This window comes from Roseovarius sp., from assembly GCF_965228755.1.
Taxonomy (GTDB): domain Bacteria; phylum Pseudomonadota; class Alphaproteobacteria; order Rhodobacterales; family Rhodobacteraceae; genus Roseovarius.
In genome coordinates this window covers 95,466-110,514 of the sequence record NZ_CBDDIG010000008.1, presented here as the reverse complement: position 1 = coordinate 110,514, position 15,049 = coordinate 95,466, and the positions used below count along the sequence as shown (strand labels likewise).

Sequence of the window (15,049 nt, the reverse complement as noted above, 5' to 3'; positions counted from 1 at the left end):
CCTCGCTCGGCGGCCCATAGGGCCCGTCAGACCTCAGCCACCGGCCTCGTAGGCACCGAGCAGCGCCCGCAAGTCCCGCCCCATGGCGGCGGTCTTCGGATTGTCCTCCAGGCCATCGACGCACTCTTTCACGAGGTAGAACTCCGTGTCGTTACGGATCTTCCCTCGCTTCACGATCGCCTTCAACTTGCCTGTCGGCGGCGGAAAATCCGACAGCAATTCCCGGCCCGTCCGCTCGCGGTAATACGCGCGAAGTCCGGCCGCATACGCCACCGAATCCGGCGCCGTATCGGCAAACGCGGACATATGATCGTTTACCGCCTGCTCGAATCCACTCAACACTTCCGACAGGGTGGCGCCGTTACTCAGGCATCTCGCCACAAAGGCATCCTTGTCCGGCAGACCTACTAACGCTTCCCGCAACGCCGCTTCCTCGGGAAAAAACACCTTCCGGAGATCCCCAGCGATCCGCAGGAACGCGTCGCAGCGGTCGATCTCCGCCCTGATCTCTTCACTCGTGCGCCGCGCCATCCGCCTCACCTCGGCATCCGTTCCGGCCCCACTATTCCCCCGCGAATGACGTCGCGCAACAAGACCGTGCCGATGCGTCCCGCTCACGTCACCGCAATCACCACCGCCACCACGATCAGCAGCGCGCCCGCCGCCTGGTTCGTCCGCCTGAGCGCGGTCGGAGAGGTCATCAACCGCCGCACTCGGCCCAGGAACAGCGCCAGCCCCATGTTGCCCACGAATGGCACGATGGCCGACAAAAGGGCAATCACCGCGATATCCGCCGGCGTCACCCGGCCAAGGTCGAAGAACCCCGGCAGGACGCCCATGTAGAACAGGATCGCCTTGGGGTTCCCGAGGATCGCCGCCAGCCCCGCCATGAACCCGGCCAGCGCCCCGGGCCGGGTCAGCCGGCTGTCGGCCACGATGCTGCGCCCGGCATGGCGGATCAGAAGCACCCCCATCCCGGCAAAGGTCACCACCGCCACCAGCTTCAGCGCCGTCATGAAACCGCCATAGGCGCTCACGATCCACGACACCCCCAGCACCGCCAGAAGCGACCACAGCACGTCCCCCACCACCACGCCCATCGCCAGCGGCAGCACCGCCGGCGCCCCACCGGTCAGCGACCGCGCCAGCACCGCCAGCCAGACCGGGCCGGGCGTGATGAACAGGATGAACAGCGCCCCGGCATAAAGCGCCACGTCCCACAGGCCCAGCGTCATCGGCGCTCTTGCACCAGCTTCGCGATGGCCATGACCGTGCGCCAGTTCCGCGCCGTGGCAGGCACGCCCAGCGCCTTCTCCAGCGTCGCGGCCAGCTTCGACCGCCCGATCCCGTCGGGGGCATGCAGGTAGGCGGCCGTGTCCGTCACCTCGACCCGCTCGGTCTTGGTTGCAAGCGCCAGCGTTTCGTCCTCCAGCGCCTTCGGCGCGGCATCGAAGAACCAGGCATGCACCGATTTGCCATCCGCCTCCCCTTCCTTGCCGAAGGGGTTGGCCGCCATGACCTTCTCCAGCCGCTCGCGGGACATCACCAGCGCCTGCGGCCGAAAGCCCTTCGCCGCCTCGATCCCGTCGGCGATGGCCTCCGCCGAAACCTCCCCGCGAAACACCGCGTTGCCGCTCTGGATATAGGTCGCCACGTCCTCCGCCCCCAACCCCTCCAGTATGGCCCGCAGCTCCGCCATCGGTAGCGACCTCCGCCCGCCCACGTTGATCCCGCGCAGCAGCAGCACCGAAACACTCATCTCACGCCCTCCGCTCCGCGGCCTTGGTGTTGCGCCCCATCCCACATCTCGTAGCACCCCGCACCGAACGCCACATCAACCAACCGCCTCTCGGTGCCTTGCACCGACGCGATACCGACGAAATACCGACGTGATACCGACGTTGAAACCCCAGTAAAACAAGGCCGTTAACCCTTCCTGTCGGCAATTGCGCGAAATTGGCCCGAAACGCCCCGTCTCAACGATCCGTTTACCCCGCCCCCGGCAAGGTCAAACTCCCGTCCTCCGCCAGCGGCCAGAACGGGTTCATCGCCACTTCCCAGACATGCCCGTCCGGATCGGCATAGTATCCCGAATACCCGCCCCAGAACACTTTCCCCGGCCGTTTCAACGCCTTGGCCCCCGCCGCCACGGCCTTGTCGAAGGCATCATCCACCTCCGCCTCGGTCGGGAAGTTCTGCGCCAGAGACATCGCCCCGGTGCCAAGCTCGTTTCCACCCCGCCCCTGGTCCTCCGCCAGCGCCTCTTTTCCGAACAATCCCAGCACCATACCGTGCATCTGGTAGAAGACGACCCCCTCCTGCTCCTCCGCCGGCCTCCACCCCAAAGCGCCATAAAACGCCTTGGCCCTGTCCAGGTCAGCCACGCCAAGAGTGATGAGAGTCACGCGTTGAGGGTTGGTCATGCCATGCCTTTCCCACTGATTTTGCTGATACTTTCCGCCTCGGTCACCTCGATCATCTGGGCCCTGTCGCCCAGTTCCTCGAACAGTTCCGCCCCCGTCCCGGTCATCCACGCCTGCGCCCCCAGCGCACAGACCTCGTCATAAAGCGCCGCCCTCCGGCCCGCGTCAAGATGCGCCGCCACCTCGTCCAAGAGCAGGATCGGCGGCGCCCCGAACTCCCGTGCCAGCGCCCGGCCATTGGCCAGGATCAGCGAGATCAGAAGCGCCTTCTGCTCCCCCGTCGAACAATCCCTCGCCGGCACCCCCTTGGCCGCGAAAACCCCATATAAATCAGCCCTGTGCGGCCCCACCAGCGTGCGCCCGGCGGCCAGGTCACGGAACCGGCTTTCATGCAGCGCTTCGCGGAAATCTTCCTCCGTCTCGGGCATCTCGCCTTCCGACATGGTCAGCTCCAGCTCCGCCGTTGGAAAGGCCGTCTCCGCCGCCTCCTGCGCCGCCCGCAACTCCTCCAGCGCCTTCTGGCGGTTCCGGTGAATGGCCACCCCCGCCTCCGCCATCTGCCGCTCCAGCGCCACGTACCAATGCCCGTCGCGCACCTGATCCTTTAGCAGCCGGTTCCGCTCCCGCATCGCTTTCTCGTAAGCCACTGAAACATCTGCATGCGTGGGCTCGAAGCTCATCGTCATCCGGTCCAGGAACCGCCGCCGCCCCTCGGCCCCCTCGATCCACAGACGGTCCATCGACGGGATCAGCCACAGCACCCTGGCGATCCGCCCCAGCGCCACCTGGCTCGCCGCCTTGCCGTCGATCTTCACCTGCCGCGGCTGGCCCTCCTCCGACCAAATCTCGACCTCGTGGATCTGGTGCAGGGAATGCAGGTGCCCGGTGACCTTCCAGCCAAGGCTTTCCGGCCGCCGCGCCATCTCCTGCGCCGCCGCCCGCCGCAATCCCCGTCCCGGCGAAAACAGCGAAACGGCCTCCAACAAGTTGGTCTTCCCCGCCCCGTTCGGCCCGTAAATCGCCACCGGCCGCGCATCCAGCGCCAGCGCCGCCCCCTTGTGCGAGCGGTAGTGCGACAGGGTCAGGCGGGAAAGGTAGAGCCCGGGCATACAAGCCCTTTCATCTTTCCGGAAATACTCTCGCCGAAGGCATCGGCGAAGCCGATCACACCCGCATCGGCATCACGACATAGACCGCGCTGGTGTCGTTCCCCTCGCGCATCAGCGTCGGATCGCCGGAGGAGTTGAACAGGAACACCGCATTCTCGCGGTCGACCTGGCTGGCAATCTCCAGCAAGTACTTGGCATTGAAGCCGATCTCGAGATGCTCATCGCCATAGGCCACGGCCAGTTCTTCCTCGGCATTGCCGCTGTCCGGCGCGTTGACCGACAGGATCAGACGGTCTTCGTCCAGCGCCAGCTTCACCGCCCGAGAACGTTCCGAGCTGACGGTGGCAACCCGGTCGACGGCCTGTGCAAATTCGCTGGCATCGACCTCCAGCCGGCGGGTGTTGCCGGTGGGAATGACACGCGTGTAGTCGGGGAAGGTACCGTCGATGACCTTCGAGGTCAGGGTGATGTCGGGCGTGGCAAAGCGCACCTTGGTCTCCGACACCGAGACGGCGATCTTGGCCTCGTCATCGTCCAGCAGCTTGCGCAGCTCGCCCACGGTCTTGCGGGGCACGATCACGCCGGGCATGTCGGCGGCACCCTCGGGCAGGTCCGCGTCGATCCGCGCCAGCCGGTGGCCATCGGTGGCCACGCAGCGCAGCATCTGGCCGCCCTCGCCATCGGCGATATGCATGTAGACGCCGTTCAGGTAATAGCGCGTCTCCTCGGTCGAGATGGCGAATTTCGACTTGTCGAACAGCCGCCGCAGCACCGGGGCATCGGCGCTGAAATTGCAGGAATATTCAGACGAGGCCATCACCGGGAAATCCTCGCGCGGCAGGGTCGCCAGCGAGAAGTTCGACCGCCCCGCCTCGACCGACATACGCCCCGAGGCGCCATCGTCGGTCAGCGTCACCAGCGCCCCGTCGGGCAGCTTGCGGACGATCTCGTGCAAGGTCACGGCCGACACCGTCGTGGCGCCTGCCCGCTCGACCTTGGCGGGCGCCTTGTCGACCACCTCGATATCCAGGTCGGTGGCGCGGAACTGTACCGTGTCTCCGTCGGCCTCGATCAGCACGTTGGCCAGGATCGGGATCGTGTTGCGGCGTTCGACGACCGACTGGGCCTGTGACACTGCCTTGAGCAGCGTCCCGCGTTCGATGCTGAGTTTCATGCCCTCGCTCCCTGATCTGCGTGCCGGGAAGCGCACCGTAGCAAACTCCCCTTAACGCTCAAGCCTTTTCATGCTGTTGTCGGCCCATTCCGGGGCAGGGTCAAGGCCGGCCCAGCCAAAGGCCGGGCCGGTTGCATTTTCGGGACAGGCCGCGATCACCCTTCGAGCGTGCGGCGCAGTATCTCGAGGTCTTCGGCAATCTGCGCATCCTGGTTGCGCAGCTCGTCAATGCGTTTCACGCCGTGCATCACCGTCGTATGATCCCGGCCCCCGAAGCGGCGGCCGATCTCCGGCAGCGACCGGCTGGTCATCTGCTTGCACAGGAACATGGCCACTTGCCGGGGCCGCGCAAAGTTGCGCACCCGCTTGGGGCCGATCATGTCGGACAGGCGGATGTTGTAATGCTCCGACACCTGCCGCTGGATTTCCTCGATCGAGATCTTGCGCTCGGAGGCGCGAAGGATATCGGCAAGACAGTCCTGCGCCAGCTCCAGCGTGATCTCGTGCCCGACCAGCGAGGCAAAGGCATAAAGCCGGGTCAAGGCCCCTTCCAGCACGCGGACATTGGTGCTGATCCGGTGGGCCAGGAATTCGAGCACGCCCTCGGCCATTTTCAGGCCCGGGTAATCGTTGCGGAACCGATCCACCTTCGACTGCAGGATACCGAGCCGCAACTCGTAATCGGTCGGATGCAGGTCGACGACAAGGCCGCATTGCAGGCGCGACTTGATCCGGTCCTCGAGGTTCTCGATCTCGCCCGGCGCGCGATCAGCCGAGATGACGATCTGCTTGTTCTGGTCGACCAGCGCGTTGAAGGTGTGGAAAAACTCTTCCTGCGTGCTGTCCTTGCCGGCGATGAACTGCACGTCGTCGACCATAAGCACGTCGACCGAACGGAACATCTCCTTGAAATCCATCATCTTGCGGTCGCGCAGGGCCTGCACGAAGCGGTACATGAACTGTTCCGCCGAAAGGTAGACGACGTTGAGGTCGGGGCGCTTGCTTTGCAGCTCCCACGCGATGGCATGCATCAGGTGCGTCTTACCAAGGCCGACACCGCCATAGAGGAACAGCGGGTTGAAGGTCACCGGCCCGCCCTCGGCCACGCGGCGCGCGGCGGCATGGGCCAGCTCGTTCGGTTTGCCGACAACGAAATTGTCGAATGTGAACCGCTCGTCGAGCGGGGCGGCCGGCACCAGCCCCTCGGCGGGCGACGCCGCCGCCTGCGGCTGGGCGCGTGCAGGTCTGGGCCTGGGGGCAGCCGGTTCCGGGCGGGCCGTGACATTCGCCGGCACCCTGAAATGCACCCGGCGGATATCCGGCGACACGGTATTCACCTGGAAAAGGATCAGGTCGCCGAAGTTGCGCGACACGTAATTGCCCGTGAAGGTGGTCGGCACGTTGAACGTCGCCACGCCATCACTGACATCCGAAAGTTCCAGCGGCTCGATCCAGTTGGCGAAGTTGTGCTTCCCGACGGTCCCCAGAAGTTCCTGTTTCAGCTGGCCCCATTGCTCTTTAGTCATCTGTCCCCATTTCCGCGACTATTGCTTTCGAACTTCGCCGGCGCACCCCTCTGTACGCCGTCGACGATCACGCCGGGGACCGAGCGGAAACACCTTATCCGTTCCGTTGCGCGGGGCAACGGGCGGAAGTGTCCACCTTCGGACCTGTATGGTGCCGCGTTTACATGTTGCCGTCGGCCACGCACGATGTCCCCCACATGCGGGCCGGTCAGTTCATGTCGCGTACACACACTTTCGGGTTTCGGCCAGTCGTCAATGACGACGGATTTGCACCGGTGGCATCAGCAGTTAAGCCCGTCGGAGCAGCAGTGGCAGCCTTTCCCCCCTAGCGGAATCGCTCTGCAAAATTAGCAACAGCCCCGCGGCGGCGGCAACTTATCTTCGCGCTTGACAGGTTCTTTGCCTGAAAAGAATCTGTCACATTCGCAACGGTCGGAAAAAGCAAAAGGCGCCCCGCATTCAGGGCGCCTTTAAGAGTCAACGGCTTAGGCTCGGTTCGTCAGCCCAGCGCTTTTACCCGTGCCGACAGACGCGACATTTTCCGCGAGGCGGTGTTCTTGTGGAAGACGCCCTTGGTGACGCCGCGCATCAGCTCGGGCTGTGCGGCGCGCAGTGCGGCCATCGCGGCATCCTTGTCGCCCGAGGCGATGGCTTCTTCGACTTTGCGGAGATAGGTGCGGATGCGCGACCGGCGCGCCTTGTTGACGGCCAGACGGCTGGTGTTCTGGCGGGCGCGCTTCTTGGATTGAGGTGTATTTGCCATTGTATTTCAGACCTTTACTCGGGTTCTCAGTGTTTCGATAGCACGTCGGCAAACCCGAACCGGCAGGTCCACAACCGGGATGATTCTGGCCAGAGCGGGCCGCACGCGCATGTATGACGGGGGCGTATAACCGAAATCGGCGGAAATGCAAACCGCTATATCACTCGCGCCAGAGGCGATTCCCCGGCCCCGGCTTCGGCCCCATGATCCAGACCCGTGCCAGGCTGATTTTCATAAACCTGTTACGCAATGGACACAAACGCGCGACTCACTGGAACATGCCTGGGCCGGCTTGCAGGACTGTCTTCCTCCGGCAATCCCGACAACCCTGGCTTGCAGATGGCCCACGCGCAAGCCCGGCCGTGGCCCGGGCCAGACCACGACGATCCCGCCGGGTCTCCGGCCCTGCCTGCCTTTACTTGTCGCGGAACTGCGCCTCGCGCTTCTCCATGAAGGCCGACATGCCTTCCTTCTGGTCTTCCGTCGCGAAGAGCGAGTGGAACACCCGGCGTTCGAACAGAAGCCCCTCGCGCAGCGGCACTTCGTAGGATCGGTTCACCGACTCCTTCACCGCCATCACCGCGATCTGCGATTTCTCGGCGATCTTGGTCGCGGCGGCCAGCGCCTCTTCCTTGAGCTTCTTGGCCGGCACCACGCGTGACACGAGGCCAGAGCGCTCGGCCTCGTCGGCATCCATGAAGCGCCCGGTCAGGTTCATGTCCATCGCCTTCGACTTGCCGATGAACCGGGTCAGCCGCTGCGACCCGCCAAGCCCCGCCATGACGCCGAGGTTGATCTCGGGCTGGCCGAACTTGGCCGTGTCAGCCGCGATGATGAAATCGCACATCATGGCCAGCTCGCAGCCGCCGCCAAGGGCATAGCCGCCCACCGCCGCGATGACCGGCTTGCGCACGCTCTGGAAGACCTCCGGCTCGGGGCCGAAGAGATCCTCGGTGAACACGTCGGTGAAGGATTTCTCGCTCATCATCTTGATGTCGGCCCCGGCGGCAAACGCCTTGTCCGAGCCGGTGAGGACGATGCACCGCACCTTGTCGTTCTTCTGGCACTCCTTCAACGCCTTCCCCAGCTCCTTGAGAAGCTGGTCGTTCAGGGCGTTCAGGGCATCCGGGCGATTGAGGGTGATTAGGGCGACGTGGTCTTCTACTTCGACGATGATCGTCTCATAGGCCATGAAATCTGCTTTCGCTTGTTTCGGTCAAAGACGATTCCTTAACAATTTGACGCGCCGGTTCAACCTATCTTTGGCATTGCGCGCAATAGAAGGAGGAGCGGCCGGATTGTACGATACGGCGCACATGACCCTTGCATCCCGGGCTGCGGCAGGGTTGCCCTTCGCGGTCGTACACGTCGAAACTGTGTTGAAAATAACCGAGTTCGCCATCCGCCCGCCGGTAATCGCGAAGGGAGGAGCCGCCGGCGGCGATGGCATCGTTCAGCACCTCCCGGATGACCGGCACCAGCCCCGCGACCCGCGCGGCAGAGATCGCCCCGGCCCGGCGTTTCGGCGATATCCGCGCCCGGTAAAGCGCCTCACAGACATAGATGTTGCCCAGCCCCGCCACGATTCGCTGATCCAGCAGCGCCGCCTTGATCGGTGTGTTTCGCCCTTTGAGCGCGGCCACCAGGTGCCCCTCGTGAAAGGCATTGCCCAGCGGCTCGGGCCCCAGTTTCTGCAACAGCGGGTGCCGGTCGGCGATGGGCGTGGCAATCAGGTCCATCGCACCGAACCGGCGCGGGTCGTTAAAGGTGATCCGCGCACCGTTCTCCATGTGAAACACCACGTGGTCATGCTTCTCCGGCGCCGGATGGTCATGCACGAACTGCCCCAGCGGATCGCCCGAAATCAGGATGCGCCCCGACATGCCGAGATGGATCAGCAAGGTCTCGTCCGAGGACAGGTCGGCCAGGATGTATTTCGATCGCCTGCGCAGGTTCAGAACCCGCTGCCCCGACAGCCGCTCGGCCATCCGCTCCGGAAAGGGCCAGCGCAGGTCGGGCCGGTTCACCTCGGCCCGGGTGATCGTCGCGCCCTCCATCGCGGGCAGCAACCCGCGGCGAACGGTCTCTACTTCGGGAAGTTCAGGCATTGTTCAGGATGTCCCGTGCCTTTTGAAGGACTTCATCGTGGCCTTCATAAAAACTATGGATGCGGGCCTTCCCGGTACCTTCGAAATGGAGGATCGTTTCGTACTCGTCGGAATCCGTCACTCGACGCAAATCACTCCAACGGTGAGTCTTTTGCCGAAGCAGTCGAGTCGTTGCCGTAAGCATTTTGTCGTTCCAACTCAGCTCGCCAAGAAAGGCTTGAGCCATGGAGTATGCGCCCACCAGCCCAAAACTACCAAACAGAATGCCAATAATGCCTGCATCTCCCAACGAAGCGGGCGGCCATGCTGCGGAAATGCCAATGAGGGAAATAAAAATGAAAAGGCCGCCTCCTCCCAGAAAAATCAGATAAGCGCCCCACCGCATGCGACCACGGAATCCGCCCGAAGGGAGCACTTCCGCCTTTCTGCGTCCGACTTCCAGCAATGCATACAACCAAAAACAAAACGGGATAATCGCAATGCTAAAGAAAACGTCTTCGATGATTGGACCCATTAAAACAATGTCGTAACGATGCTTCAGGGTCGAAACGGCAAAAACGGCACCAAGAGTAGCGAGCAGCAGCCAAGTTGCGGTACGGAATTTCATCAACTCACCAATACTCTGTTTCGCCGCATTGTAACCCGCCCCGGGCGCCCTATAAGAAGGGCGGTGACCCAGAACGGCAAGGGCCGGAAAGCCAAGATGACCGAGAAAACCACCCATTTCGGATTTCAGGACATCCCCGAGGACGAGAAGGCCGGCCGCGTGCGGGGCGTCTTCGGCTCGGTCGCGTCGAAATACGACGTGATGAACGACGCGATGAGTTTCGGCATCCACCGGGTCTGGAAAGACGCGATGATGGACTGGCTGGCGCCGCGTGCCGGCCAGCGCCTGCTCGACGTGGCGGGCGGCACCGGCGACATTGCCTTCCGTTTCCTTAAGCGCGCGGGCCACGGCCATGCCACCGTGCTGGACCTGACCGAGCCGATGCTGGTGGAAGGCCGGAAACGGGCCGAGGCGGAAAGCCTTGGCGACAGCCTCGACTGGGTGGTGGGCGACGCGATGGCACTGCCCTTCGCCGACAACACGTTCGACGTCTACACGATCAGCTTCGGCATCAGGAACGTCACTCGCCCGCAGGATGCCCTGAACGAAGCGTTCCGCGTGCTCAAACCCGGCGGCCGGCTGATGGTGCTGGAGTTCAGCCAGATCCCCAACGACCTGATGCAGAAGGTCTATGACCTCTATTCCTTCAACATCATCCCACGCATGGGCCAGGCCATCGCCAACGATCGAGACAGCTATCAGTACCTCGTCGAGTCGATCCGCCGCTTCCCGGACCAGGAGACCTTCCTGCAGATGGTGCGGCAGGCCGGGTTCGAGAACGCCAAGTACCGCAACCTGACGATGGGCGTGGCCTGTCTGCATTCGGGCTGGAAGATCTAGCCGATGCGCGGGCCGCACAACCTTCTGCGCCTGATCCGCACCGGCGCCACGCTGGAACGCACCGGCGCCATGGGCCTGATCATGGATGCGATGGACGCGCCGCCGCTGGTGCGGGGCACGATGCGCTTCCTCGCATGGCCGTTCCAGTGGCTGGGCTACCGCGGCGACCCCAACATGCCGCCCGCGCTGCGCGCGCTGACGGCGCTTGGCCCCGCCTATATCAAGTTCGGGCAGGTCTTCTCGACCCGGCCCGATATCGTCGGCGACGACCTCGCCAACGAGCTGCGCATCCTGCAGGACAAGCTGCCGCCCTTCCCGGTCACCGTCGCCAAGCAGAGCGTCGAGCGCGAACTGGGCCGCCCGGTCGACCAGATGTTCCTCGAGTTCAGCGAGCCCGTGGCCGCCGCTTCCATCGCGCAGGTCCACAAGGCCCGGCTAAAGGACACCGGCGAGGAGGTGGCGGTCAAGGTGCTGCGCCCGCGGATCGAGAAGGCGTTCCGCAAGGATATCGACGCCTTCTATTTCGCGGCCCGGATGATCGAGTTCCTCTCGCCCGCTTCGCGCCGCCTGCGGCCGACCGAGGTGATCGCGCATTTCGAGGGCGTCGTCCTGGGCGAGCTCGACCTGCGCCTCGAATCCTCCTCGGCCTCCGAATTCCGCGCCAACACGGCCGACGACCCCGGCTTCGAGCTGCCCGAGATCAAGTGGGACCTGTCGAGCCGCCGGGTCATGACGATGGGCTGGGCCGCCGGCGTGCCGCTGGGCGACAACGCGGCGCTCGACGCGGCGGGGCATGACCGGGTGGTCCTGGGCGAACGGGTGCTGCAGCTTTTCCTCAACCACGCCCTGCGCGACGGGTTCTTTCACGGCGACATGCATCAGGGCAATCTCAAGGTCGCGCCGAACGGTGACATCATCGCCTATGACTTCGGCATCATGGGCCATATCGACGAGTACACCCGCAAGGTCTATGCCGAGATCCTCTATGGCTTCATCCGCCGTGACTACCAGCGCGTCGCCGAGGTGCATTTCGAGGCCGGCTACGTACCCGCCGACCGCGACGTCACCGAATTCGCCCGCGCCCTGCGCGCCGTGGGCGAGCCAATCTTCGGCATGGACGCCAGCAAGATGTCGATGGGCGGGATCCTGAGCTATCTTTTCGAGGTTACCGAACGCTTCGGCATGGAAACCCGGACCGAGCTTATCCTGCTCCAGCGGACAATGGTGGTGGTCGAAGGCGTGGCACGCTCGCTCAACCCCCAGATCAACATCTGGCAGGTCGCCCGCCCCGTGGTCGAGGATTACATCCGCAAGAACGTGGGCCCCCGCGCCGCGCTGCGCGACCTGTCACGCACCCTGGCCGTGCTCAGCCGGTACGGCCCCCGCCTGCCGCAGATCGTCGAGAACGCCCTCGTGCGCCAGTCGCAGCCGCCGCACCCGCCCGAGCGCCCCTCACGGCTCGTCTACCTGGGATGGGCCATCATCGGATTTGCCGCCGGCGCGGCCACGGTTCTGGCCGCCATCGAACTGTTTTGAGTGACCGCGGCGCCGCACATGCTCGCAACCTTCCGCCGCAGGCGTAAAAAGGCCGAATGTTTCGTTGTTGCCGGCAATACGTTTCGCTAGAGTGACCCGAAGTGAGCACGATATCTTGTGGGGAAGCTGAGCGTGATCCGGAAGCAATTTCTTTCTGCGACCATGTTGGCGGCCTTGTTGATGCCCGGCGCGAGCCTGGCGGACAGCCTGACCACCACGAAAACCAACAACTACGGCGTTCCCAGCGGCCTGATCGATATGCCGACGGCCGAAATGGCACCGGACTCGGAATTCTCGCTCACCGTCGCGCACATGCCCGGCTACACCAAGAGCACGGCAACCTTCCAGATCCTGCCCTGGCTGTCGGGAAGCTTCCGCTATTCGGGCATCGACGGCCTGTCGCCGGCATTCCGCATCTATTACGACCGCAGCTTCGACGTGCGCATCCGGCTTCTCGAGGAAACCGACTATCTGCCCGCCGTCGCCGTGGGCCTGCAGGATTTTCTCGGCACCGGCGTTCTTTCGGGTGAATACATCGTCGCCACGAAACAGCTCAACAACCGCCTGCGGGTGACCGGCGGCATAGGCTGGGGCCGTCTGGGCAGCTACAACAGCTTTGCAAGCTGGCGCAACCGACAGCCCTTTACCTTTGCCGGGGTGGGCACGGGCGGCAACTTCCGCTTTTCCGACTATTTCAGCGGCCGGATGGCGTTCTTTGGCGGTCTGACCTACGACATCACCGACAAGATCAGCGTCTCGGCGGAATACTCCTCCGACGCGTACGAGTTCGAAGAACGGCAAACGGCCAACCCGGCCGCCGCCATCAGCTTCAATCACAAGTCGCCGTGGAACTTCGGCCTGACCTACCGGGCCGCCGAGGGTGTGGACGTGCGGCTGTACTCGGTCGCCGGCACGGAGATCGGGGCAAGCGTCTCGCTTTCCCTGAACGTGAAGAAGCCGGCGACGCCCAGCCTGGAACAGGCCCCCTTGCCGGTCGCCGTGCGTGACCCGGCAGCTATCAACGATCTGGGATGGACGCTCGACCAGAACGCGCAGCAGAAATCCTATCGCGATTTCACAACCCTGCTCGCGCAGGAACAGATCGAACTGATCGGTCTGAACATTTCCGAGCGCAGCGCGCACGCGCTGATCGAGAACGATATCTACATCGCCGACGCGCAGGCGCTGGGCCGCACCTTCCGCGTGCTCAGCCGCACGATGCCCGCCTCGGTAGAGACGTTGCATGTCACCGTCACCCGCAACGGTCTGCCGCTGAGCACGACGACGTTCCGCCGGACCGATCTGGAACGGCTCGAGAACGCCCCGGCCCGCGATGCGCTTGCCGCGGCTGTCATGACGGACAGCCTGCGATTCGGCGACATCCCGGCTCCGCTTCCCGGTTACTATCCCAAGCTGGAATGGAAGATCGCGCCGTTCGCCCGGACCTATACGTTCGACCCCGACCAGCCGTTCCGCGCCGACGTCCGGCTTCGCGCCCGGGCCGACTGGCACCTCGGCAAGGGCTGGATCGTGACCGGATCGAGCTCGGTCAAGCTGTTTGGCAACCTCGACCATGTCACGCGGGTCAGCAACTCGCTCATGCCGCATGTCCGGTCGAACGCCGCGCTCTACAACGCCAAGGCCGGTCCGACGATCGACCAGCTGACGATCGCGAAATACTCGCGCCACGGGCCCAACATCTACAGCCGTCTCACCGCGGGCTATCTCGAAATGATGTATGCCGGCGTATCGGGCGAGGTGCTCTGGAAGCCGGTCGACAGCCGCCTCGCCTTCGGGGCCGAGGTCAACTTCGTTCATCCGCGTGATTTCGACCAGCTCTTCGGCCTTCGTACCCGGCAGACGCCCGGCGGGGTGATCCCGCACTGGAACGGTCATGTGTCCGCATATTACGACTTCCAGAACGGGTTCGACGCAACGGTCCACGCCGGCCGCTACCTCGCTGGCGACTGGGGCGCCACGCTGGAGGTTGCGCGCAGCTTCTCGAACGGCTGGCGGTTCGGGGCCTTTGCGACAAAGACAAACGTGTCCTCGGCAACCTTCGGTGAAGGCTCGTTCGACAAGGGCATCTTCTTCTCGATACCGCTCACCTGGCTTATCGGTCAGCCGACCCGCCAGACCTACAGTGATACGATACGCCCGCTGCAACGGGACGGCGGCCAGCGCCTGAATGTCGATGGCCGGCTTTACGACGTGGTCAACGATGCGCACCGGCCGAGTGTCGCCGAAAGCTGGGGGAAATTCTGGAGATGATCGTGACCCGGCTCCTCGTTGGCGTTGCCGTCGTTGCAATGCTCGCGCTTCCCGGCTGCACCAGCCAGAAGTCAGACCTGACGTTCCTGTCTGCCGGCAAGCTGGCCAGGGCCGCCATCAGCCCACCCAAGCTGAAGCTCGACCCGGTCAAGCTGTCGCGTACGGCGCAGAAAGCCCTGGCCAGCACCGGGCCCGACGAGCCGCTGGCGACCGTACAGCTTCCCTCGGTCAAGGGGCAGAGTGTGCTGCGGGTGATCGAGACGAACGGGCCTTACAGCACCTGGGCGGCCTGGGGCTCGACCGATCGGCGAACCATCACCACCAAGAACGGCATCATCACCGCCACCCGGGCCATTCCGCCCGATCTGATGTCGGCGGATGTCGATGGCGTGCTGGCCCTTGTCTCGCGCCGCGAGGAAGGGACCGTTCTCTATACCCAGCGGTACCTCGACGGCAACCATCAGGAGATCGAGGCCAAGACAAGCTGCGTCGTCAGCCGTGGTTTTGAGAAATTCGTCGAATACGGCCAGGTCCGCCAGCCGGCCCTGCAAATGTTCTCGAGCTGCGTCGCCCAGAACCGTCAGTTTGTCGATCTCTTCCTAGTCAGCAACAGCGGCCGTATCCTGCAATCACGGCAATGGGTTGGCCCCACCCTGGGATTCGCCACGTTCCAGTTGCTCCGGTAGCGGCGG

15 protein-coding genes are annotated in these 15,049 nt (G+C 64.1%); 4 read left to right on the top strand and 11 right to left on the bottom strand.

Annotation, left to right across the window (positions count from 1 at the left end; genetic code table 11):
* Positions 1 to 33: 33 nt before the first annotated feature.
* The 11 genes from ACO07J_RS14330 to ACO07J_RS14280 all read right to left on the bottom strand — a co-directional run bounded on the left by ACO07J_RS14330 (position 34) and on the right by ACO07J_RS14280 (position 9,827).
* Positions 34 to 531, bottom strand: coding sequence for a hypothetical protein (locus ACO07J_RS14330; RefSeq protein ID WP_422030124.1), 498 nt, complete (start codon positions 529 to 531; stop codon positions 34 to 36).
* 83 nt (positions 532 to 614) lie between these two features.
* On the bottom strand, positions 615 to 1,235 hold the full coding sequence (locus tag ACO07J_RS14325; protein WP_300891999.1) for a LysE family translocator: 621 nt from the start codon (positions 1,233 to 1,235) through the stop codon (positions 615 to 617).
* Positions 1,232 to 1,759, bottom strand: a complete 528-nt coding sequence (locus ACO07J_RS14320; RefSeq protein ID WP_422030121.1) for a DUF1697 domain-containing protein — start codon at positions 1,757 to 1,759, stop codon at positions 1,232 to 1,234. Before ACO07J_RS14320 ends, ACO07J_RS14325 begins: the two co-directional genes overlap by 4 nt.
* 229 nt (positions 1,760 to 1,988) lie before the next feature.
* Positions 1,989 to 2,423 (bottom strand): VOC family protein, encoded by a 435-nt coding sequence (locus ACO07J_RS14315; RefSeq protein WP_422030119.1) that lies wholly within the window; start codon positions 2,421 to 2,423, stop codon positions 1,989 to 1,991.
* A complete protein-coding gene (recF, locus tag ACO07J_RS14310) occupies positions 2,420 to 3,532 on the bottom strand; it encodes a DNA replication/repair protein RecF (protein WP_422030117.1) in 1,113 nt (370 codons plus the stop codon). Before recF ends, ACO07J_RS14315 begins: the two co-directional genes overlap by 4 nt.
* A gap of 55 nt (positions 3,533 to 3,587) precedes the next feature.
* Positions 3,588 to 4,706, bottom strand: a complete 1,119-nt coding sequence (dnaN, locus tag ACO07J_RS14305) for a DNA polymerase III subunit beta (RefSeq protein WP_422030115.1) — start codon at positions 4,704 to 4,706, stop codon at positions 3,588 to 3,590.
* A 155-nt stretch (positions 4,707 to 4,861) separates the two neighbouring features.
* Positions 4,862 to 6,232 (bottom strand): chromosomal replication initiator protein DnaA, encoded by a 1,371-nt coding sequence (dnaA, locus tag ACO07J_RS14300; protein ID WP_422030113.1) that lies wholly within the window; start codon positions 6,230 to 6,232, stop codon positions 4,862 to 4,864.
* 499 nt (positions 6,233 to 6,731) lie between these two features.
* Positions 6,732 to 6,995, bottom strand: coding sequence for a 30S ribosomal protein S20 (rpsT, locus tag ACO07J_RS14295; RefSeq protein WP_422030111.1), 264 nt, complete (start codon positions 6,993 to 6,995; stop codon positions 6,732 to 6,734).
* Between the two features lie 415 nt (positions 6,996 to 7,410).
* A complete protein-coding gene (locus tag ACO07J_RS14290; protein WP_422030109.1) occupies positions 7,411 to 8,187 on the bottom strand; it encodes an enoyl-CoA hydratase in 777 nt (258 codons plus the stop codon).
* Positions 8,188 to 8,251: 64 nt separating this feature from the next.
* Complete coding sequence (gene mutM / locus ACO07J_RS14285; RefSeq protein ID WP_422030107.1) at positions 8,252 to 9,103, bottom strand: bifunctional DNA-formamidopyrimidine glycosylase/DNA-(apurinic or apyrimidinic site) lyase; 852 nt, start codon at positions 9,101 to 9,103, stop codon at positions 8,252 to 8,254.
* The gene (locus ACO07J_RS14280; protein WP_422030105.1) at positions 9,096 to 9,827 is read right to left on the bottom strand and encodes a hypothetical protein; all 732 of its coding nucleotides are present in this window, start codon (positions 9,825 to 9,827) and stop codon (positions 9,096 to 9,098) included. Before ACO07J_RS14280 ends, mutM begins: the two co-directional genes overlap by 8 nt.
* On the opposite strand from ACO07J_RS14280, the gene ubiE reads away from it, so the two are divergent.
* The 4 genes from ubiE (at position 9,807) to ACO07J_RS14260 (ending at position 15,043) form a co-directional block, all read left to right on the top strand.
* Complete coding sequence (ubiE, locus tag ACO07J_RS14275; RefSeq protein ID WP_422030103.1) at positions 9,807 to 10,550, top strand: bifunctional demethylmenaquinone methyltransferase/2-methoxy-6-polyprenyl-1,4-benzoquinol methylase UbiE; 744 nt, start codon at positions 9,807 to 9,809, stop codon at positions 10,548 to 10,550. The two genes, ACO07J_RS14280 and ubiE, sit on opposite strands and share 21 nt — an antisense overlap.
* Positions 10,551 to 10,553: 3 nt before the next feature.
* Positions 10,554 to 12,086: a 2-polyprenylphenol 6-hydroxylase gene (ubiB, locus tag ACO07J_RS14270; RefSeq protein WP_422030101.1), complete on the top strand. Its 1,533-nt coding sequence runs from the start codon at positions 10,554 to 10,556 to the stop codon at positions 12,084 to 12,086.
* Between the two features lie 180 nt (positions 12,087 to 12,266).
* Entirely contained in the window at positions 12,267 to 14,357 is a 2,091-nt protein-coding gene (locus ACO07J_RS14265) for a YjbH domain-containing protein (RefSeq protein WP_422030099.1), read from the top strand.
* Positions 14,354 to 15,043, top strand: coding sequence for a YjbF family lipoprotein (locus ACO07J_RS14260; protein ID WP_422030097.1), 690 nt, complete (start codon positions 14,354 to 14,356; stop codon positions 15,041 to 15,043). Before ACO07J_RS14265 ends, ACO07J_RS14260 begins: the two co-directional genes overlap by 4 nt.
* The last annotated feature ends 6 nt before the right edge of the window (positions 15,044 to 15,049 follow it).

Excerpts from the sequence above, each read along its gene's own strand:
- ACO07J_RS14260 (WP_422030097.1), top strand. The coding sequence starts at position 14,354 with ATGATCGTGACCCGGCTCCTCGTTGGCGTTGCCGTCGTTGCAATGCTC.
- ACO07J_RS14290 (WP_422030109.1), bottom strand. The coding sequence starts at position 8,187 with ATGGCCTATGAGACGATCATCGTCGAAGTAGAAGACCACGTCGCCCTA.
- recF (WP_422030117.1), bottom strand. The coding sequence starts at position 3,532 with ATGCCCGGGCTCTACCTTTCCCGCCTGACCCTGTCGCACTACCGCTCG.
- ACO07J_RS14325 (WP_300891999.1), bottom strand. The coding sequence starts at position 1,235 with ATGACGCTGGGCCTGTGGGACGTGGCGCTTTATGCCGGGGCGCTGTTC.
- ACO07J_RS14280 (WP_422030105.1), bottom strand. The coding sequence starts at position 9,827 with ATGGGTGGTTTTCTCGGTCATCTTGGCTTTCCGGCCCTTGCCGTTCTG.
- ACO07J_RS14315 (WP_422030119.1), bottom strand. The coding sequence starts at position 2,423 with ATGACCAACCCTCAACGCGTGACTCTCATCACTCTTGGCGTGGCTGAC.
- ubiB (WP_422030101.1), top strand. The coding sequence starts at position 10,554 with ATGCGCGGGCCGCACAACCTTCTGCGCCTGATCCGCACCGGCGCCACG.
- dnaN (WP_422030115.1), bottom strand. The coding sequence starts at position 4,706 with ATGAAACTCAGCATCGAACGCGGGACGCTGCTCAAGGCAGTGTCACAG.
- ACO07J_RS14330 (WP_422030124.1), bottom strand. The coding sequence starts at position 531 with ATGGCGCGGCGCACGAGTGAAGAGATCAGGGCGGAGATCGACCGCTGC.
- rpsT (WP_422030111.1), bottom strand. The coding sequence starts at position 6,995 with ATGGCAAATACACCTCAATCCAAGAAGCGCGCCCGCCAGAACACCAGC.
- ubiE (WP_422030103.1), top strand. The coding sequence starts at position 9,807 with ATGACCGAGAAAACCACCCATTTCGGATTTCAGGACATCCCCGAGGAC.
- mutM (WP_422030107.1), bottom strand. The coding sequence starts at position 9,103 with ATGCCTGAACTTCCCGAAGTAGAGACCGTTCGCCGCGGGTTGCTGCCC.
- dnaA (WP_422030113.1), bottom strand. The coding sequence starts at position 6,232 with ATGACTAAAGAGCAATGGGGCCAGCTGAAACAGGAACTTCTGGGGACC.
- ACO07J_RS14265 (WP_422030099.1), top strand. The coding sequence starts at position 12,267 with ATGCCCGGCGCGAGCCTGGCGGACAGCCTGACCACCACGAAAACCAAC.
- ACO07J_RS14320 (WP_422030121.1), bottom strand. The coding sequence starts at position 1,759 with ATGAGTGTTTCGGTGCTGCTGCTGCGCGGGATCAACGTGGGCGGGCGG.